17 protein-coding genes are annotated in these 20,007 nt (G+C 51.3%); 12 read left to right on the top strand and 5 right to left on the bottom strand.

Going from position 1 to position 20,007, the window contains the following annotated elements; all coding sequences use genetic code 11:
* Positions 1-32: 32 nt before the first annotated feature.
* Positions 33-836 (bottom strand): inositol-1-monophosphatase, encoded by an 804-nt coding sequence (gene suhB / locus LVQ77_RS16780; RefSeq protein ID WP_151995806.1) that lies wholly within the window; start codon positions 834-836, stop codon positions 33-35.
* A gap of 119 nt (positions 837-955) precedes the next feature.
* Between suhB and trmJ the strand changes: the two genes are divergently transcribed.
* The 11 genes from trmJ (at position 956) to sseB (ending at position 9,934) form a co-directional block, all read left to right on the top strand.
* The gene (gene trmJ / locus LVQ77_RS16775; RefSeq protein WP_064513080.1) at positions 956-1,696 is read left to right on the top strand and encodes a tRNA (cytosine(32)/uridine(32)-2'-O)-methyltransferase TrmJ; all 741 of its coding nucleotides are present in this window, start codon (positions 956-958) and stop codon (positions 1,694-1,696) included.
* Positions 1,697-1,826: 130 nt separating this feature from the next.
* On the top strand, positions 1,827-2,315 hold the full coding sequence (iscR, locus tag LVQ77_RS16770) for a Fe-S cluster assembly transcriptional regulator IscR (RefSeq protein ID WP_151995805.1): 489 nt from the start codon (positions 1,827-1,829) through the stop codon (positions 2,313-2,315).
* A 333-nt stretch (positions 2,316-2,648) separates the two neighbouring features.
* Entirely contained in the window at positions 2,649-3,863 is a 1,215-nt protein-coding gene (locus tag LVQ77_RS16765; RefSeq protein WP_151995804.1) for an IscS subfamily cysteine desulfurase, read from the top strand.
* Between the two features lie 43 nt (positions 3,864-3,906).
* A complete protein-coding gene (iscU, locus tag LVQ77_RS16760) occupies positions 3,907-4,293 on the top strand; it encodes a Fe-S cluster assembly scaffold IscU (RefSeq protein ID WP_015703172.1) in 387 nt (128 codons plus the stop codon).
* A gap of 77 nt (positions 4,294-4,370) precedes the next feature.
* On the top strand, positions 4,371-4,694 hold the full coding sequence (iscA, locus tag LVQ77_RS16755) for an iron-sulfur cluster assembly protein IscA (RefSeq protein ID WP_064513071.1): 324 nt from the start codon (positions 4,371-4,373) through the stop codon (positions 4,692-4,694).
* A gap of 65 nt (positions 4,695-4,759) precedes the next feature.
* A complete protein-coding gene (gene hscB, locus LVQ77_RS16750) occupies positions 4,760-5,275 on the top strand; it encodes a co-chaperone HscB (protein WP_232866087.1) in 516 nt (171 codons plus the stop codon).
* Positions 5,276-5,288: 13 nt separating this feature from the next.
* Entirely contained in the window at positions 5,289-7,139 is a 1,851-nt protein-coding gene (gene hscA, locus LVQ77_RS16745) for a Fe-S protein assembly chaperone HscA (protein WP_232905028.1), read from the top strand.
* Position 7,140: 1 nt separating this feature from the next.
* A complete protein-coding gene (gene fdx / locus LVQ77_RS16740; RefSeq protein ID WP_034459208.1) occupies positions 7,141-7,476 on the top strand; it encodes an ISC system 2Fe-2S type ferredoxin in 336 nt (111 codons plus the stop codon).
* A 12-nt stretch (positions 7,477-7,488) separates the two neighbouring features.
* Positions 7,489-7,689 carry a Fe-S cluster assembly protein IscX gene (iscX, locus tag LVQ77_RS16735; RefSeq protein ID WP_120065263.1) on the top strand — a complete coding sequence of 67 codons (201 nt, stop codon included), beginning with the start codon at positions 7,489-7,491 and terminating at the stop codon, positions 7,687-7,689.
* Positions 7,690-7,759: 70 nt separating this feature from the next.
* A complete protein-coding gene (gene pepB, locus LVQ77_RS16730; RefSeq protein WP_232905027.1) occupies positions 7,760-9,046 on the top strand; it encodes an aminopeptidase PepB in 1,287 nt (428 codons plus the stop codon).
* A gap of 111 nt (positions 9,047-9,157) precedes the next feature.
* The gene (gene sseB, locus LVQ77_RS16725) at positions 9,158-9,934 is read left to right on the top strand and encodes an enhanced serine sensitivity protein SseB (RefSeq protein ID WP_232905026.1); all 777 of its coding nucleotides are present in this window, start codon (positions 9,158-9,160) and stop codon (positions 9,932-9,934) included.
* Positions 9,935-9,938: 4 nt separating this feature from the next.
* Here the strand turns inward: sseB and LVQ77_RS16720 are convergent, their stop codons facing one another.
* The 4 genes from LVQ77_RS16720 to LVQ77_RS16705 form a co-directional block, all read right to left on the bottom strand.
* Positions 9,939-10,712: a MurR/RpiR family transcriptional regulator gene (locus LVQ77_RS16720; RefSeq protein WP_232866095.1), complete on the bottom strand. Its 774-nt coding sequence runs from the start codon at positions 10,710-10,712 to the stop codon at positions 9,939-9,941.
* Positions 10,712-11,563, bottom strand: coding sequence for a 3-mercaptopyruvate sulfurtransferase (sseA, locus tag LVQ77_RS16715; RefSeq protein WP_232905025.1), 852 nt, complete (start codon positions 11,561-11,563; stop codon positions 10,712-10,714). The genes LVQ77_RS16720 and sseA overlap by 1 nt, the downstream gene beginning before the upstream one ends.
* Before the next feature lie 229 nt (positions 11,564-11,792).
* Positions 11,793-13,157, bottom strand: a complete 1,365-nt coding sequence (locus LVQ77_RS16710) for a 6-phospho-alpha-glucosidase (RefSeq protein ID WP_232905024.1) — start codon at positions 13,155-13,157, stop codon at positions 11,793-11,795.
* 11 nt (positions 13,158-13,168) lie between these two features.
* The gene (locus tag LVQ77_RS16705) at positions 13,169-14,713 is read right to left on the bottom strand and encodes a PTS transporter subunit EIIC (protein WP_232866099.1); all 1,545 of its coding nucleotides are present in this window, start codon (positions 14,711-14,713) and stop codon (positions 13,169-13,171) included.
* 321 nt (positions 14,714-15,034) lie between these two features.
* Here LVQ77_RS16705 and LVQ77_RS16700 point away from each other — a divergent pair, with 321 nt between their 5' ends.
* Positions 15,035-19,999, top strand: coding sequence for an alpha-2-macroglobulin family protein (locus LVQ77_RS16700; RefSeq protein WP_232905023.1), 4,965 nt, complete (start codon positions 15,035-15,037; stop codon positions 19,997-19,999).
* Positions 20,000-20,007: the final 8 nt, after the last annotated feature.

Below are 20,007 nucleotides of genomic sequence, written 5' to 3'. Positions count from 1 at the left end.
ATGCCTTCCCGACGGGAAGGCATTTTCCGAGATTAACGCTTCAGCGCTTCGCTCAGTTCATCACGCATTGTTGCCAGCATCGCTTTAACAACACGTGGGTTACCTGCAACGATGTTGCCGCTGGTCAGGTAGTTGTGGCCGCCGGTGAAATCACATACCAGGCTACCAGATTCGCGAGCAATCAGTTCACCTGCTGCGAAATCCCAAGGCTTCAGGCCAATCTCGAAGAAACCATCAACACGGCCAGCCGCAACGTATGCCAGATCCAGAGCAGCAGAACCGGTGCGACGGAAGTCAGCACACTGCGTGAACAGTTTGGTCATGATGTTCATATAAGGAGTAGCGTGTTGCTTCAGTTTGAACGGGAAGCCAGTTGCCAGAATGGTGCCATCAAGGTCGCGTGCATTGCTGCCGCGCAGACGGTAACCGTTCAGCTGTGCGCCTTGACCACGAACGGCTGTGAACAGCTCATTACGCATTGGGTCATAAACAACAGCAACTTCGGTGCGGCCCTTAACACGGACAGCGATAGATACAGAGAAGTGTGGCAAACGTTTGATGAAGTTTGAAGTGCCATCCAGAGGATCGATAACCCATTGCACATCCTGCTCGGTACCCGCCAGTTCGCCTGATTCTTCAGCGATAATGGTGTGTTGCGGGTAGGATTTGCGGATAATTTCGATAATCAGACGCTCGGCGTCTCTATCTACGTTAGTCACAAAATCGTTACTCCCTTTTTGACTCGCTTCTACAGCGTCAGGGGTTTCGTAGTTCTTGACAATTAAATTGCCCGCCTTGCGCGCTGCGCGCACGGCGATGGTGAGCATCGGATGCATCGGTCTCTCTCTGGATGTTAAAGAACGGGAAAACGCGGCGGAGTATAGCAGAGCGTTCGGAATATGTCCCAGGGTTATGATAGGATATCGCGATAATCTTTTCAGGCTATGAGTCAACGATGCTGCAAAACGTACGTATAGTGCTGGTTGAAACCTCCCACACCGGCAACATGGGCTCCGTAGCCCGTGCAATGAAAACCATGGGGCTGACAAATCTGTGGTTGGTTAATCCACTGGTGAAACCTGACTCTCAGGCAATCGCGCTCGCTGCGGGTGCCAGTGATGTTATTGGCGAAGCGAAAATTGTTGATACCCTCGACGAAGCCCTGGCGGGTTGTAGTCTGGTGGTAGGAACGAGCGCTCGTTCACGCACGCTGCCATGGCCGATGCTCGACCCACGCGAATGTGGTCTAAAGACCATTTCTGAAGCGCAAGATGCGCCAGTGGCGATTGTGTTTGGCCGTGAACGTGTTGGTTTGACCAATGACGAATTGCAGAAATGCCATTATCACGTCGCGATTCAGGCTAACCCGGAATACAGTTCACTGAACTTGGCGATGGCGGTACAAATCCTCGCTTATGAAGTGCGCATCGCCTGGCTTGCTACACAAGAAGAAGGCAAAGAAGCTGTCGTTGTTGAAGACCAGACTCAGTATCCATCGGCTGACGATCTCGAGCGTTTTTACGTTCACCTGGAGCAAGTATTGCTGAAAACCGGCTTTATTCGCACCAGCCATCCGGGCCAGATTATGAGCAAATTACGCCGCTTATATAACCGTGCACGCCCGGAAACTCAAGAACTTAACATTCTGCGCGGCATGCTTTCTTCTATTGATAACGAGAAAAAATCCGGCAAATAATACTTGAGTAAATTACTAGGTTAAATAGTTGACCAATTTACTCGGGAATGTCAGACTTGCGACCTGCTATGTGACAATCACATTTATAAAAAACCCCCGGTTCGAGGGGCGATTTGAGGTTAAGTAAGACATGAGACTGACATCGAAAGGACGTTATGCCGTGACCGCAATGCTTGACGTTGCGTTGAACTCCGAATCAGGCCCGGTACCGTTGGCTGATATTTCTGAACGTCAGGGAATCTCTCTCTCCTACCTGGAGCAGTTATTCTCCCGTCTGCGTAAAAATGGCCTGGTTGCCAGCGTACGTGGTCCAGGCGGTGGTTATCTGCTGGGTAAAGAAGCAAATAGCATCGCAGTTGGCGAAGTTATCAGTGCTGTAGATGAATCTGTTGATGCCACGCGTTGCGCGGGCAAAGGCGGTTGTCAGGGTGGCGATAAGTGCCTGACTCACGCGCTGTGGCGCGACCTGAGCGATCGTCTGACCGGTTTTCTGAATAACATCACCTTGGGTGAACTGGTGAATAACCAGGAAGTGTTGGACGTCTCTGGCCGTCAGCAAAATGAAAACCATCGTAGTACGCGCTCTCAAGACGCAATCGACGTCAAACTGCGCGCCTAATTTACCCGTCATATTTCGGGTTGCAACTATGTTGGCCGCACTTGTTCACCCCAGTCACTTACTTGATGTAAGCTCCTGGGGACTCTCAAGTTTGCCGCCTTGCTGCAACACGAACTATTTAGGGTAAAGATAAAATAGAATTTTAGAATGCTTGTCGTTTCTTAAAGAACGGCAATTCCCAAAATATTTCAAGTTGCAGGAAGGCGGCAAACGAATGAGTCCCGATGAGCTTAGTAAACTAAGTGATTCGGGTGAATGAGAGCAGCCAACGCATCTGTAACTTGAAAGATGAAGGGGATTTTGAATTGAAGTGATGTACGGAGCTTAAGAGCAATGAAATTACCGATTTATCTCGATTACTCTGCGACTACGCCGGTTGACCCGCGTGTTGCGCAGAAAATGATGCAGTTTTTGACTATGGACGGAACCTTCGGTAACCCGGCTTCTCGTTCTCACCGTTTCGGTTGGCAGGCAGAAGAAGCTGTAGATATCGCCCGTAACCAAATCGCTGAACTGGTTGGTGCAGACCCGCGTGAAATCGTCTTTACCTCCGGTGCAACTGAATCTGATAACCTCGCCATCAAAGGTGCGGCTAACTTCTATCAGAAGAAAGGCAAGCACATCATCACCGTTAAAACCGAACACAAAGCTGTGCTGGACACTTGTCGCCAGCTTGAGCGTGAAGGTTTTGAAGTGACTTATCTGGCACCACAGAGCAACGGTATCGTTGACCTGAACGTGCTGGAAGCGGCGATGCGTGACGACACCATTCTGGTTTCTATCATGCACGTGAATAACGAAATCGGCGTGGTGCAAGATATCGCGGCAATCGGCGAAATGTGCCGTGCGCGTGGCATTATCTATCACGTGGATGCGACTCAGAGCGTGGGCAAGCTGCCTATCGACTTGAGCACTCTGAAAGTTGACCTGATGTCGTTCTCTGGTCACAAAATTTATGGCCCTAAAGGCATCGGCGCGCTGTATGTTCGCCGTAAACCACGTATTCGTATCGAAGCTCAGGTACACGGTGGCGGTCACGAGCGCGGTATGCGTTCTGGTACTCTGCCTGTTCACCAGATTGCTGGTATGGGCGAAGCTTACCGTATCGCGAAAGAAGAGATGGAGACAGAAATGTCCCGTCTGCGCACGCTGCGTAACCGTTTGTGGAACGGCGTGAAAGATATGGAAGAAGTCTATCTGAATGGCGATCTGGAAAATGGCGTGCCAACTATCCTCAACGTGAGCTTTAACTACGTTGAAGGCGAGTCTCTGATTATGGCTCTGAAGGACCTCGCGGTTTCTTCCGGTTCTGCCTGTACATCAGCAAGCCTCGAGCCATCCTACGTGCTACGCGCACTGGGCATGACCGACGAACTGGCTCACAGCTCTATCCGTTTCTCTTTGGGTCGTTTTACTACTGAAGAAGAGATCGACTACACCATCGAACTGGTACGTAAGTCCATTGGCCGTCTGCGTGAACTTTCTCCACTGTGGGACATGTTTAAGCAGGGCGTGGATATTAACTCCATCGAATGGGCTCATCACTAATCGTTCGTTTCGAACGTCGATATCGGATTCAGGAAAACTAAAAATGGCTTACAGCGAAAAAGTAATCGATCACTACGAAAACCCACGCAACGTTGGTTCTTTTGATAATAGCGACGACAGCGTCGGCTCCGGCATGGTGGGTGCACCTGCTTGTGGTGATGTGATGAAGTTGCAGATCAAAGTCAACAATGAAGGTATTATTGAAGACGCTCGCTTCAAAACCTACGGCTGTGGCTCTGCCATCGCTTCCAGCTCGCTGGTGACCGAATGGGTCAAAGGTAAATCTCTGGATGAAGCGCAAGCCATCAAAAACACCGACATTGCAGAAGAACTCGAACTGCCACCGGTGAAGATTCACTGCTCAATCCTGGCAGAAGACGCGATTAAAGCGGCTATTGCGGATTATAAAAGTAAGCGTGAAGCTAAATAGTCTTTTCAAAATAATTTGAGTTGCAGCCAACGCCGCTGCAGCTTAAAGAATGAAGAAAAATCAATTGAGGTTGTTGTATGTCGATTACCCTTAGCCACAGCGCTGCCGATCGTGTGAATGCCTTCTTAGCTAATCGCGGTAAAGGATTTGGTCTGCGTTTGGGCGTTCGTACTTCAGGCTGCTCCGGCATGGCTTATGTTCTTGAATTTGTTGACGCACCGATGGCAGAAGACACCGTGTTCGAAGACAAAGGCGTGAAAGTGGTCGTCGATGGTAAAAGCCTGCAATTTTTGGACGGCACCGAACTCGACTTCGTGAAAGAAGGTCTGAACGAAGGGTTTAAATTTACTAACCCGAACGTAAAAGATGAGTGCGGCTGCGGCGAAAGCTTCCACGTCTGATTTCAGCTCATACCCCACGCCTGTGGGGTATGACGCTTTACCACCATGTTAACCCTGAGTCTGTTATGGATTACTTCACCCTCTTTGGGTTACCGGTAGGCTTCACCCTCAACAAAGAGCTGCTGGCTACCCGTTACCAGGAGCTGCAACGCCAGTTCCACCCTGATAAATACACCAGCCGTCCACAAGCGGAACAACTGCTTGCGGTGCAACAATCTGCGAACATTAATCAGGGCTGGCAAACGCTGCGTCACCCGCTGCCGCGCGCTGAGTACATCCTTTCATTAAACGGTTTTGATCTGGCGAATGAACAGCATACCGTGCGCGATACCGCGTTTTTGATGGAACAACTCGAATTACGCGAAGAGCTTGATAACATCGAGCACGCCAAAGACAGCGACCGCCTGGAATCCTTTAGTGCCAACGTGAATGCGATGGTGAAAACCCGCATGGCGCAAATGGTACAGCAACTGGACAACCAGGAGTGGACGCAAGCGGCGGATACTGTGCGTAAACTTCGTTTTCTCGATAAACTGCGCAGCCAAATAGAACAACTCGAAGAAAAGCTGCTCGATTTTTAACTGGAAGCTCAATATGGCGTTATTACAAATTAGTGAGCCGGGTCTGAGTGCGGCACCTCATCAGCGTAAGCTGGCGGCGGGCATTGACTTAGGCACCACCAATTCACTGGTTGCAACTGTTCGCAGCGGGCAAGCTGAAACGCTGCCTGACCATGAAGGGCGTCATCTGCTGCCTTCTGTGGTGCACTATCAGCAACAAGGCCTGAATGTGGGCTGGGACGCGCGTGCGCAAGCCGCAACAGATCCGGCAAACACCATCAGCTCGGTAAAACGTCTGATGGGCCGCTCGCTGGCGGATATCCAGACGCGTTACCCGCATCTGCCTTATTCATTCAAAGCGAGTGAAAACGGCCTGCCGATGATCGACACCCCGGCCGGGCTGCTGAACCCTATTCGCATTTCATCCGACATCCTTAAAGCCCTTTCCGCACGCGCAACCGAAGCGCTGGAAGGCCAGCTTGATGGCGTGGTGATTACCGTTCCTGCTTATTTCGACGATGCACAACGTCAGGGCACTAAGGACGCTGCGCGTCTGGCTGGCCTGCATGTGCTGCGCCTGCTCAATGAACCGACCGCAGCGGCTATCGCTTACGGCCTGGATTCCGGCAAAGAAGGCGTGATCGCGGTCTACGATTTAGGCGGCGGTACTTTCGATATCTCTATTCTGCGTTTAAGCCGCGGCGTGTTTGAAGTGCTGGCAACCGGCGGCGACTCTGCGCTCGGCGGCGATGACTTTGACCACCTGTTAGCCGACTGGCTGCGTGAGCAAGCCGGTGTGGCTGACCGTAGCGACGACCGTGTGCAGCGCCAGTTACTTGACGCCGCGATTGCCGCCAAAATTGCCTTAAGCGATGCCGAAACTGTCACAGTGGAAGTAGCTGGCTGGACGGGCTCCGTCACTCGCGAACAGTTCAACGAACTGATTACAGCGCTGGTAAAACGTACTTTGCTGGCCTGCCGCCGTGCGCTGAAAGACGCAGGTGTGGAAGCCGACGAAGTGCTGGAAGTTGTGATGGTCGGCGGTTCTACCCGTGTGCCATTAGTGCGCGAGCGTGTCGGCGAGTTCTTTGGCCGCACGCCGCTGACCTCCATCGACCCGGATAAAGTTGTCGCCATCGGCGCGGCAATCCAGGCGGATATTCTGGTGGGCAACAAGCCTGACAGCGAAATGCTGCTGCTGGATGTTATTCCGCTGTCGCTCGGCCTCGAAACCATGGGCGGCCTGGTTGAGAAAGTGATTCCACGTAACACCACTATTCCGGTTGCGCGTGCTCAGGACTTCACGACTTTCAAAGACGGCCAAACGGCAATGTCGATTCACGTGATGCAGGGCGAGCGCGAACTGGTACAAGATTGCCGTTCATTGGCGCGTTTTGCGCTGCGTGGTATTCCGGCGATGCCTGCGGGCGGGGCGCATATTCGCGTTACCTTCCAGGTTGATGCTGACGGCTTATTGAGTGTTACCGCTATGGAGAAATCCACCGGCGTTGAAGCGTCTATCCAGGTGAAACCTTCTTATGGCCTGAGCGATGGCGAAATCGCCAGCATGATTCAGGACTCCATGAGCTATGCCGAGCATGACGTGAAAGCGCGCATGCTCGCAGAACAAAAAGTCGATGCGGCCCGCGTGCTGGAAAGTTTGCAGGGTGCATTAGCTACAGATGCTGCGCTGTTGAGCGGTGCAGAACGCGCAGATATCGACGCGACAATGGTGGCACTCCATGCCGCTGCTGCCGGTGAAGACATTGATGCGATTGAACAAGCCATTAAAAACGTAGACAAACAAACACAGGATTTTGCCGCTCGTCGTATGGATGAATCAATCCGTAAGGCGCTGAAAGGCCACTCCGTGGACGAGGTTTAACATGCCAAAGATTGTTTTTCTGCCTCATCAGGATTTGTGTCCAGATGGCGCAGTTTTGGAAGCGAATGTCGGTGAAACCATTCTTGATGTTGCGCTGCGCAACGGTATCGAGATTGAACACGCCTGTGAAAAATCCTGTGCTTGCACCACTTGCCACTGTGTCGTGCGTGAAGGTTTCGACTCCCTGGCTGAAAGCACGGAAGACGAAGACGACATGCTGGACAAAGCATGGGGTCTCGAACCTGAAAGCCGCTTAAGCTGCCAGGCGCGTGTAACGGATGAAGATCTGGTGGTTGAAATGCCACGTTACACCATCAACCATGCACGTGAGCACTAACAGGAGTAGCTTATGGGACTGAAATGGACCGATAGCCGCGAAATTGGTGAAGCTCTGTATGACAGCCGTCCGGATCTTGATCCAAAAACGGTACGTTTTACCGATATGCATCAGTGGATCTGCGAACTCGAAGATTTTGACGACGAGCCAGGCGCATCCAATGAAAAAGTTCTGGAAGCTATTCTGTTAGTCTGGTTAGATGAAGCGGAATAAAAATCAACGGGCTGCCTCTGGCGGCCCGTTTTTCTATGAAGCATGAGCTGAAAAGTATAAGGAAAAGAAAATGTCAGAAGCCATGAAAATCACGCTATCCACCGCACCTGCCGATGCGCGTTGGGGCGAAAAAGCCGCGTATAGCATCAACGACGAAGGGATTACCCTGCACCTGACAGGCAAAGATGACCTGGGGCTAATCCAACGTGCGGCACGTAAAATTGACGGCCAGGGTTTGAAGCACGTCCAGCTGGCGGGTGATGGCTGGGATGTCGAGAAAAGCTGGGCATTCTGGCAGGGTTACCGTGCGCCAAAAGGTACCCGTAAAGTGGACTGGGCTGTACTGAACGACGAAGAACAAAAAGAACTCAATAACCGCCTGAAAATCATTGATTGGGTTCGCCACACCATCAACACACCAGCCGAAGAACTCGGCCCAGAGCAACTCGCTTCTCGCGCGGTTGACCTGCTGTGTGATGTCGCCTGCGACAACGTTTCTTACCGCATCACCAAAGGCGAAGATCTGCGCGAGCAGAACTATATGGGTATTCATACTGTTGGCCGTGGTTCGGAGCGCCCACCAGTACTACTGGCACTGGATTACAACCCAACCGGCAACCCGGATGCACCGGTTTATGCCTGCCTGGTCGGTAAAGGTATCACCTTCGATTCCGGTGGCTACAGCATGAAGCAAAGCGCGTTCATGGATTCCATGAAATCCGATATGGGCGGCGCTGCCACCATTACCGGTGCACTGGCGTTTGCTATCACTCGCGGCCTGGACAAGCGCGTGAAACTCTACCTGTGCTGTGCCGATAACCTGGTAAGCGGTAACGCCTTCAAATTGGGTGACATCATTAAATATCGCAACGGCAAAACCGTTGAGATCATGAACACCGATGCGGAAGGCCGCCTGGTGTTGGCTGATGGCCTGATTGATGCTTGTGCACAAAAACCAGAACTGATCATCGACTGCGCAACCTTAACCGGTGCGGCGAAAACCGCGTTGGGTAACGATTATCACGCGCTGTTCAGCTTCGACGATGGGTTGGTAAACCGTTTGATGGAAAGCGCTGCGGCAGAAAACGAGCCATTCTGGCGCTTGCCGCTAGCTGAGTTCCACCGCAACCAACTGCCGTCTAATTTTGCCGAGCTGAACAACACCTCCAACGCGTCCTTCCCTGCGGGTGCGAGCACGGCTGCCGGGTTCTTGTCCCACTTCGTGGAAAACTATCACGAAGGTTGGCTGCACATTGACTGCTCTGCTACTTACCGTAAAGGTGCGGTTGAGCAGTGGTCTGCTGGCGCAACAGGCATTGGTGTGCGCGCGATTGCGAATCTGTTGGTTAGTCAGTAACACTACTTTTGTAGGGCGGATAAGCTTGCGCCATCCGCCACTTTTTCAAGTAAATGGTGGATGGCACTTCGCTAATCCGCGCTACAAATTATGCTTTCCCCTGGAACGACCATGTCAGAACTCAAAAACGAACTCGAAACCCTGCTTGAGCAGGCGGCCACTGAACCTGCTCATCGCCCGGCATTCTTCCGCGTGTTACTGGAATCCACCGTTTGGGTACCGGGTACCGCCGCTGAAGGCGAGGCCATTGACGCGGATAGTGCCGTTGAATTGCAGCACTGGGAAAAAGACGATGGCACCTCAGTCATTCCGTTCTTCACTTCTGTTGAGGCGCTGCAACAAGCCATCAGCCACGAGCAGGCATTTGTCGTAATGCCAGTGCGCACCCTCTTCGAGATGACGCAGGGCGCGACGCTGTTTCTGAACGCTAAATTGCCAACTGGCAAAGAATTCACCCCGCGTGAAATCACCCATTTAATCAGTGATGAAAGCGACCCGTTAACTCAGCAAGAAGTGCTGGATGGTGGGACTTCTTTGCTGCTTTCCGAAGTGGCTGAACCGCCAGCACAAATGGTCGACTCCCTGACTACGCTGTTTAAAAACCTGAAAACCGTGAAGCGTGCGTTTATCTGCTCCATTAAAGAACGTGCAGACGAGCAGCCGAACCTGCTAATTGGCATTGAAGCAGAAGGGGAAATCGAAGCGATTATTCGCCAGGCGGGAAGTGTCGCGTCCGATACCTTACCGGGCGATGAACCGGTTGATGTTTGCCAGGTCGTAGAAGGCGAGAAAGGTATTAGCCACTTTATGATGGCTCACATCACACCTTTCTACGAACGCCGTTGGGGAAGTTTCCTGCGCGATTTCAAAACCAACCGCATTATTTGATGGTTTATGCTGTTGCCTGCAACAGCAGTAAATCAATCAGCATCACCAGATTCGACTCAAAAGACGTAATGCCTGCGGCTTCGGCCGCATAGTGAATCGCCTCGTCGTACAGTGCAAAATGCACGTCAGCCAGCCCTGATAAACTGTTTGGCGAAGCTCGCGTAAATGCCACAATCGACATTCCCACATTTTGCGCAATTCGCGCCTTATCCAACACCTGCTCAGTTTCACCGCTACGAGAAATGGCGATGAATACTTGATACTTCGAGGCATTACTTAGAAATATTCCCCGGCTATCGCCTGGCCCGGAAATAAAGGCAGTTTTTCCCAGCACCTGAAGTTTCTTTGTCAGATATTCCGCGAACAAATAAGAAAAACCAGCACCGTACAAAAAGAAGCTCTCTTTTTCGCGTAGCAATGCGGCGAACTGCGCCATTAATTCCGGCGTTACCCAACGGAATGTCTGGCGGTAATTATCGACAAACTGATCAAATAAAACCGGCAGTGCGGAAGCAGACTGGGCTGGCTGGTTAGCAATATGCGGAGTGCTGGAAAGTAGTTGCTTACAGTGCCAGATAAACTCGCTAAAACCGCTAAACCCTAGCTTTTGGCACAGGCGCATGATGGTCGCGCTGGAAACAAATGTCGCCTGGGCCAGTTCCCGCACCGTGATATTCCCCACCAGCAGCGGGTGGTTGGTCAGATGCGAGAGCACGCGATATTCAGCGCGGGTTAAAGATTCCCCGCGCTCCAGCAGACCGGCCAGGCGGTTATCCATTATTGTGATTGAGCCGGTTCAACAGGCAAATCTGAACGCGCACCCCATTCACTCCAGGAGCCGTCATACAGTGAAACACCGTTTACGCCCAAAGTGGTTAACGCCAATACCACCACTGCCGCTGTTACGCCTGAACCGCAACTGGCGATAATCGGTTTTTCAAAGCTCACGCCCTGACGGGTGAAGATTTCATTGAGATCGTCGGTGGTTTTCAACTGGCCATTTTCAACCAGATCGTTCCACGGCACGTTGAAAGCACCAGGAATGTGCCCACGCCGTAAGCCGGGGCGCGGCTCGTCAACTTGCGCGTTAAAACGTGGAGAAGGACGGGCATCAACAATTTGCGCAGTGCCTTCATGGCTAACCAGCAGAACATCGGTCAGGCGCTTAATCACCATTGGATCGAAATTCACGTCGAATTCACCTTCCGGTAATTTAACGTCACCCTGCTGTAGAGGCAGTTCTTCACGCTGCCAGTCGGCCAGGCCGCCTGCAAGAATCGACACATTTTCAACGCCGAAAGTACGCAGCATCCACCATGCTCGCGGTGCGGAGAACAGGTTGCCTTCATCGTAAACAACCAGATGTTTATCACTACTGATACCCAGCTCTCGCATGGCGACTGCAAAGGCTTCAGCACGCGGCATCATATGCGGCAGAGGGCTGGTGTGGTCAGAAAGGGCTTCAATATCGAAAAATATCGCGCGTGGCAGATGGCCAGCACGGTATTCGCCAGCGATATCCCGATGCTCCTGGCCTGGAGGCAACATGCGAGCATCAATAATCTGGATATTCTCATCATTAATATGTTCTGCGAGCCAGTCGCCTGCAACGAAGAAAGAAGTGGACATGGTTGCCTCCGAATGATTATTCACTATCGGATTGTCGGTGTTTTTCACCAAACCGACAAGCAACCATGTCCACTGCTGCGAGGTGCCTCGTATTTATACCCGTCATACTTCAAGCTGCAGGGGTGTTGGCTGCGCTCACTTACCCCGGTCACTTACTTAAGTAAGCTCCTGGGGATAAGCTCCCTTGCCGCCTACCTGCAACTTGAATTATTTAGGGTACATCACAAAACTAAACCACTTTTTCGCCATCTTTCCACGCCTGTTGCAGTTTCGGCCAGTAATCGCGATTGGCTTCAATCATATCGTCGAGAATCGCTTTGGCGTGCTGCATCGTCGGCACGGTGCGGTTAAGCGTAAACGCCTGTAATGCCTTCTCGTAACTGCCTTCGATGGTCGCTTCAACCAGCAATTGTTCTGAAGCCAGTTGCTGCATCAACAATGTCTGGTGGAACAGAGGAACCGCACCCATGCGTACCGGTTCTGGCCCTTCTGAAGTGATATAAGCTGGGACTTCAACCATTGCGTCATAAGGCAGGTTTGCAATCGCCCCTTTGTTTTCCACAATCACCAGGTGGCGCTGGCGCAAATCAAAGGCCAGTGAACAGGCGACATCAACAATAAAGGCACCGTGTACGCCGACATGGAATGCGTCCGGCAAAATCCCGGTTTGCTTATATTCAGCGGCGGCAGAAAACAGTTTCTTCTCGCGCCCATCCATCACTTCGTTGGCACGAGTGTAATCAGGGTTTTGGTGCTCAACGATGTCGTTTGGCATCAGGTAATACTGCAAATACGGGTTCGGCAGATATTCCGGGAAATGGTCCATAATCGGCTTAATGTGACGCCAGGTTTTCACCCACGACGGGTCGGAATGCTGCGGATCGGTTTGCGCGGCATCTTCTGTCAGCAGGCCAAACTTAGCGATATGGCGACGCAGCTCTGGCAGGCGGTCTTCACCATCAACCAGCACACGGGTAAACCAGCCGAAGTGATTCAGGCCGAAGTAATCAACTTCGAGTTTGTGGCGATCAACTCCGAGGATGGCACCCATATTGCGCATTGCCGCCACCGGCATATCGCAAATATTTAAAACGCGAGCTTTCGGGCGCAGACGGCGAACCCCTTCAGCAACAATTGCCGCCGGGTTGGAATAGTTCACAATCCACGCTTTTTGATGGGCGTAACGCTCAACAAAATCACATAACTCGACCATAGGCAAAATGGTGCGCAGGCCATACGCCAGCCCGCCTGGCCCACAGGTTTCTTGCCCAACCACACCATGGCGTAGTGGGATTTTTTCATCCTGCTCACGCATCTTGTATTGCCCAACGCGCATTTGTGCGAAGACAAAATGAGCTCCGCTAAACGCCACTTCCGGGTCAGTTGTTACGGTGAATTTTATACTTTGGCTATGGTCGCGGATGACTTTCTCAACCACCGGAGCAATGACCGACTGGCGCTCGCCATCAATATCGTAAAGGCGAATTTCAGATAACGGGAAATCGGCCAGGCGCACCATCAGGCTTTTAACAATGCCCGGCGTGTAAGTACTTCCGCCACCGGCAATGGACAAAATAAATGGGGGTTTAAACATCATTGACTCCTTTAGAGAAACGTCTCTACTGCTTCACGCATTTTTTTGACATGCAGCCCGTAGACCACCTGAACGTTATTACCTTGTTTAATCACCCCTTTCGCACCCGTTGATTTGAGGCGGGGTTCGTCGATAATTGACACATCGCGCACCGTAACGCGCAGACGGGTGTAACAGTTGTCGACCACTTCAATATTCGCGCGGCCACCGAGGCCTTCGACAATCGCTTCACCCAAGCCATCATTGTTGCCTTTGGCTTGATATTCTTGTTTGCTATACAGTTTTGTCTCCTGGTCATCGCTCTCACGCCCCGGTGTTTTCATATCGAAACGGCGAATCAGGAAGCGGAACACCAGGAAATAAATCACCGACATCATCAGCCCGACGGCGATATACATCGGCCAGTTGGATTTTTCAGTCCCAAGCGGCAGGTTATAGAGAATGAAATCGATAATCCCGTTGGCACCGATGGCGTGAACGCCCAGCAAATAGAACAGCATCATGCCGATGCCGGTCAGAACCGCATGCACGCCAAACAACAATGGGGCGACAAACAGGAAGGAAAACTCCAGTGGCTCCGTGACCCCAACCAGCATGGATGTCAGCGCTGCAGGGATGAGAATCGCTTTGGCCGCAGCTTTGCGTTCGGGTTTCGCCGTCATGTACATGGCGAGTGCTGCCGCAGGGAGGCCGAACATTTTGCTGATTCCACGGGCGTCCCACACCACAGTGCTGCTCAGTTGATGCACGCTCGGGCAGGCCATTTCTGCAAAGTAAATATTGCGCGCGCCCTGGTAAATATTGCCGCAAACATCGGCCGTACCGCCTAATTCGGTATACAGGAATGGGGTATAAACAAGGTGATGCAGGCCCGTTGGTACCAGAATGCGTTCCAGGAAACCGTAGATGGCTACGCCAAACGCCCCGGCACCTTTAATCGCCAGCGCCAGTGCGCTGATGCCATGTTGAGCAAACGGCCAGAGTTCGCTCATCACTACGCCGAGTAACATTGAAACCGGCAGCATAATAATGGCGACAAAACAGTGACCGGAGTAAATCGCCATCGCACCAGAAAACTGTACGCTGGAATAGCGGTTGTATAAGTATCCCGATAGTGCGCCTGTGAGGATCCCAGCGAAAACGCCCATCTCAAGCACCTGGACACCCAACACCATGCTTTGCCCTGCGGCACGCATTTGGTCGGCAGGAGCCAGTTCGCCTTGAAGCTGTAACGTTACGTTCATCGCATTAATAAATACGATAAAAGTAACCAGACCAATTAATGCAGCATATCCTTTGTCTTTGGCCGCCAGACCAATGGGGATGCCGACGCCAAATACCAGCGCCAGGTTCGCCAAAACCGATACCGCTGATTTGGAGATGAGAACGCCCGTGTGTTGAATAGAGGAATGGCCAAGGAACGGTAAATATTCGGCCAGGTTGCCATTGCCCAATACATTACCAAACGCGATAAATAAACCGACGATGGGTAAAATAAGCACAGGCCCGTAGAGTGATTTTCCGAAGTTTTGTAGAGCGTTAACGGCACTTTTCATTTAGCAATCTCTTATTATCACTTTGGCTAAACACCGCGTTGAGGCAGCGACTCAAAGCGAAATGTAGCAAGGAAAAAGGCATGCAATCCATCTATCTTATTGTTTTAAAAACAAATAACTCAGAAGGTAACATGTAACCTTTCAGGCTGTGATCGCGCTTGCACTTTGACACGGTTTACTGATGAAACCGTTGCACGATGCCAGCTTCCCTTTGCGAGTGAGTACGCAATGCAGAATTTGGATACTTTCGTTTTTCTGATGAACCCGCATAATAGTTGTAGAACTTGGTGATTTAATGGGCCTTATCGGCCAGGGATAAAAATGAGATCAATTCGTCTGGTAGGACTGGCTGCAACGCTAATGGCTGCATTGGCGCTTACGGGCTGTGACAATAACGACAAATCAAAACCGGTGGCGAAGAGCGAAACTTCCGCTCAGCAACAGGTTGCTGCCCCTGTTAAGCCTGATGCCTCGCAGCTCGAAAAACTGGCGAAGGATTCTGCGGGCAAGCAGCTGAAATTGCTTGATGCCTCTGAAGTACAGCTTGATGGCGCAAGCACGTTGGTCCTCACATTCTCTATCCCTTTAGATCCCAACCAGGACTTCTCCCGGGTGGCGCATTTAGTCGATAAAACCAGTGGGAAAGTTGATGGCGCGTGGGAGCTTTCAGCCGACCTTAAAGAATTGCGTTTACGCCATCTCGAGCCGAAACGTGAACTGATTTTGACCGTTGATAGTGGGCTGCTTGCGCTCAATAAAGCGACATTCGATAGTAATTTTGAGAAGCAAATTTCAACCCGTGATATTCAACCGAGCGTTGGTTTTGCCAGCCGGGGGTCATTACTTCCCACTAAAGTTATTGCCGGTTTACCGGTCATGGCGCTCAACGTCGATAAAATTGATGTCAATTTCTACCGCATAAAAAGTGAATCACTAGGTTCCTTTATTAGCCAGTGGCAATACCGAAACTCAGTATCTAATTGGGAATCAGACAATTTATTAAAACTTGCTGACTTAGTTTACAGCGGCAGGTTCGATCTTAATCCTGCGCGTAATACCCGTGAAAAACTATTGCTACCGTTAGGCGAGATTAAACCGCTGCAACAGCCAGGCGTTTATATCGCGATTATGAATCAGGCGGGGCATTACAGTTACAGTAACGCGGCAACGTTGTTCACTTTGAGTGACGTCGGGGTGTCAGCGCATCGTTACCATGACCGCCTGGATGTGTTTACTCAAAGCCTTGAAAATGGTGCTGCACAATCAAATGTCGAAATCACGTTGCTTGATGAAAAAGGGCACACGCTGGCACAGGCTAAGAGTGATGGCGATGGTCACGCGGTGCTTGAAAAAATAGAAAAAGGCACGTTGTTGCTGGCGAGAACAAGCGAGCAGACTACGATGCTGGACTTAAACCGCCCGGCGCTGGATCTGGCCGAGTTTAACATTGCTGGAGAACCCGGTTTCAGTAAGGAGCTGTTTATGTTTGGCCCAAGGGATCTCTACCGCCCTGGGGAAACAGTACTGTTGAATGCATTGTTACGTGATAGTGATGGGAAGGTATTACCAGCGCAGCCAGTAAAACTGGAAGTTGTAAAACCTGATGGTCAAGTCGCCAGAACGCAGGTCTGGAAATCAGAAAATGGCTTATATCAGTTCAGTTATCCGCTAAGCCAGGATGCACAAACGGGTAATTGGCAAGTGCGTGTAAATACGGGTGATAACCAGCCACGTATTTGGGCTTTTAAAGTTGAAGACTTCATGCCCGAGCGTATGGCTCTGAACATCACAAACCAATCGCAATCCATTGGCCCTGATGAGTCTGTGAGCTTCCAGATTGCCGGGCGGTATCTCTATGGTGCACCAGCCTCGGGGAACAGCTTGCAAGGGCAATTGTTCCTGCGTCCATTACGTGAAGCTGTATCGTCCTTACCAGGTTTCCAGTTTGGCGACATCAACGAGGAAAACCTCACCCGAAATCTTGATGAGGTTCAGCTTCAGCTTGATGAACAAGGCAAAACAACGGTAAGCACCGATAGCCAATGGGCAGATGTTCACTCTCCGTTACGGCTGGTGCTGCAAGCCAGCTTGCTGGAATCAGGTGGCCGTCCGGTAACACGCCGTGCTGAGCAAGCTATCTGGCCTGCTGAAGCACTGCCAGGCATTCGTCCTCAATTTGCTAGTAAAGAAATCTACGATTACCGCACTGACAGCACACGAATCCAACCGATAGTCGACGAGGACACGAACGCTGGTTTTGATATTGTTTATGCCAATGCTAAAGGTGAGAAACTGGCGGTTTCTGGTCTTGATGTGCGTTTAATTCGCGAACGTCGGGATTACTTCTGGAACTGGGAAGAGGGCCAGGGCTGGCAGTCGCAATACGATCAGAAAGATCTCGTAGAGGCTGAACAAAAACTGGATCTTGCCGCAGGTGAAACGGGCAAAGTGGCTTTCCCGGTTGAGTGGGGTTCCTACCGTCTGGAAGTTCGCGATCCTGACACTAATATCGTCAGCAGCATTCGCTTTTGGGCAGGCTACAGCTGGCAGGACAACAGCGATGGAGAGGGGGCTGTGCGCCCTGACCGTGTAACGCTGAAAATTGATAAACCGAGTTATAAGCCTGGTGACACCATCAATCTGCATATTTCTGCTCCGGCGGCTGGCAAAGGCTATGCAATGGTTGAATCCAGCGATGGCCCGCTGTGGTGGAAAGAAATTGATGTTCCGGAGAAAGGTCTGGATATCGCGATTCCGGTCGATAAAAGTTGGCAGCGGCATGATCTCTATCTCAGCACGCTTGTTATTCGACCTGGGGATAAGAGCCGCGCCTCCACGCCAAAACGTTCTGTTGGGATTTTGCATCTGCCACTGGGAGATGAAAGTCGCAGACTGGCGCTTTCTTTAGAAGCACCAGCCAAAATGCGTCCGAATCAAAACCTCACGGTAAAAGTAAAAACCAAGCCGATTAACGGTGAAATGCCAAAGCAAATTCATGTGCTGGTTTCAGCTGTTGATAGCGGCGTACTGAATATTACCGACTATAAAACCCCAGATCCGTGGGAAGCCTTCTTTGGCCGTAAACGTTATGGAGCGGATTTATACGATATCTATGGCCAGGTTATTGAGGGTGAAGGGCGGCTTGCAGCTTTACGTTTTGGTGGTGATGGCGATGAAGGTGACGAATTAAGCCGTGGCGGTAAAAAGCCGGTAAACCATGTCACTATCATTGCTCAGCAAGCTCAACCTGTACAACTGGATGAAAAGGGTGAAGGTACTGTCACGCTCCCTATTGGTGATTTTAATGGTGAGCTACGGGTAATGGCGCAAGCCTGGACCGATGACCATTTTGGTAACAGTGAGGAAAAAGTTGTTGTTGCGGCTCCGCTGGTTACTGAACTTGCAGCACCACGCTTTATGGCCAGTGGAGACAGCAGCCGCCTGGCTATGGATCTCACCAACCTGACAGACCAACCTCAACAACTCAGTATTAACCTGAAAACTACCGGCTTGATTGCGCTGAACTCTGCTTCAGTGCAATCCGTGACGTTATTACCAGGTGCGCGTAAAACCGTGTTTATTCCGGTTCGTGCATTGGACGGTTTCGGTGATGGGGAATTAACAGCACAAATTACTGGGCTTAGCTTGCCGGGTGAAACTTTTGCCGCACAGCAAAAACAGTGGAAATTAGGTGTCCGTCCTCCGTTCCCGGCGCAAAACATCAACAGTGGTGCGGTGCTTGCAGCGGGTGAAGTGTGGGATATTCCACCGCAGCATATTTCCGGCCTGGCACCAGCAACACTTGAAGGCCAGTTGCTATTGAGTGGTCGGCCGCCGCTAAACCTCGCCCGCTATATTCGTGAACTGAAAGCCTATCCATATGGCTGCCTGGAACAGACGACTAGTGGGTTGTTCCCGTCGCTTTATACCAACCAGGCACAGTTAGCAGCTCTGGGTATTACAGGAACTAGCGATGAACAGCGCCGCGCTGCAATCGACCTGGGGATTGCTCGCCTGCTGGATATGCAACGCGACAACGGCAGTTTTGGGCTATGGGATAAAGAAGGGCCAGAAGAATACTGGCTAACAGCGTATGTGACCGATTTCCTTGTTCGTGCGAGTGAGCAGGGTTATAGCGTTAATACTGATTCGCTAAATAAAGCTAACCAGCGCCTGCTACGTTATCTTCAGGATTCCGGAGTTATCGCTTTACGCTACAGCGATGATGCTGCTGCCAGTAAATTTGCTGTTCAAGCGTACGCCGCTCAGGTATTAGCCCGTCAGCAAAAAGCGCCATTGGGTGCCTTGCGTGAACTTTGGTTGCGCCATAGCAGCGCTCGTGCAGGCTTACCTCTGGTACAACTTGGTGTGGCATTGAAGTTGATGGGGGACGCACCACGAGGCGATGAAGCTATCAAGTTAGGTTTGCAAACCAGTCGTAGCGACGAGCGTATCTGGATGGCAGATTATGGCAGTGAGTTGCGTGACAAAGCGATGATGCTGAGCCTGCTGGAAGAGAACAAATTGCTACCAGAACAGCAGAATCAATTGCTGATGGACCTCTCTAATCTTGCATACAGCCAGCGCTGGCTTTCCACGCAGGAAAGTAATGCGTTGTTCCTGGCGGGTCGCAACTGGCAAACGGCGAAAGGGGATTGGCAGTCACAGGTATCTTTTGCAACCGATTCATTATCGGGTACTCAATCAGTGACTCGTAATTTGTCCGCTGAACAACTCGCTGGCCTACAGATTACTAATACCGGGACGGGTAATCTCTATCTTCGATTGGATACGGTTGGTTTTCCGCAGCAGGCTCCAGCGCCTTACAGCAACGTGTTGCATATTGAGCGCCATTTCCTTGATGCGAAAGGCAACAGCAAGTCGTTGTCAGAATTGAAAAGTGGTGAACTGGTGATGGTCTGGCTGGATGTATGGGCAGATAAAAATGTGCCTGATGCACTGGTGGTCGATTTGTTGCCTGCCGGGCTTGAGTTGGAAAACCAGAACCTTTCTGAAAGCAGCGCCAACCTGAGTGACAGTGATAGCCAGGTTCAGGGTCTGTTAACCCAGATGCAGCAGGCGGATATCCAGCATATGGAGTTCCGTGACGATCGCTTTGTTGCCGCGTTACCGCTCAATGAAGGGCAGCATGCGACCCTGGTTTATCTTGCTCGCGCTGTGACTCCGGGAAGCTATAACGTGCCGGTTTCGCAAGTGGAGTCGATGTATGTACCTCAGTGGCGGGCAACAGGAACCAGCACCGGCATGCTGACTGTTCATCCGTAACTGGCAAG

The organism is Buttiauxella cochleicola, from assembly GCF_021282435.1.
Classification (GTDB): Bacteria; Pseudomonadota; Gammaproteobacteria; order Enterobacterales; family Enterobacteriaceae; genus Buttiauxella; species Buttiauxella massiliensis.
Note: the sequence above shows the minus strand (reverse complement) of the source record. Positions and strands in the feature narration are given on the sequence as shown.